This window comes from Streptomyces lycii, assembly GCF_009735685.1.
Classification (GTDB): Bacteria; Actinomycetota; Actinomycetes; order Streptomycetales; family Streptomycetaceae; genus Streptomyces; species Streptomyces lycii.
In genome coordinates this window covers 1-593 of sequence record NZ_WHPN01000242.1, presented here as the reverse complement: position 1 = coordinate 593, position 593 = coordinate 1, and positions in this window count along the sequence as shown.

The window sequence follows — 593 nt, the reverse complement described above, 5'->3', positions numbered from 1 at the left end:
GGGGGGGCGCGGGCCCCGGGGTGACGGGGTGACCGGGCCCCGGGGTCACCGGGCCCCGGGGCCACGGGGTCACGGGGTGGCGCGGGCCCCGGAGTGGTGGGGTGAGCGGGTCACGGGGTGACCGGGCCCGGGGATGACGGGGCCCGGGGGTGACGGGGTCACGGGGTGACCGGGCCCGGGGGTGACCGGGCTCCGGGGTGACGGGGTGGCGCGGGCCCCGGAGGGGGGTGACCGGGCCCCGGGGTCACCGGGCCCCGGGGTCACGGGGTCACGGGGTTGCGCGGGTCGCTGTCGACGGGGGACACGGGGCGGGGGCCCGCGGGGAGTCGGGGCCGGGGCACACGGGGAGACGGTGGACGCGGGGCGAGGCCGGCGGGGAGACGGGACCGAGCCCCGGAGGAAGGGGGCCCCGGGGAAGGGCCCGGGGGGACGGAGCCCAGGGGGAGGGAGTTGCCCGGCAGGCGGCCCCGTCGTGCCCACCGGGGGTGCGGACCCGGGCCCCGGAGGGGGCCCGGGAGGAAGGGCTCGCGGGAAGGCGCCCCGGAGGAAGAGCCCGGGGGAAAGGGAGCCCGGGGGAACGGGGGAAAGGGAGC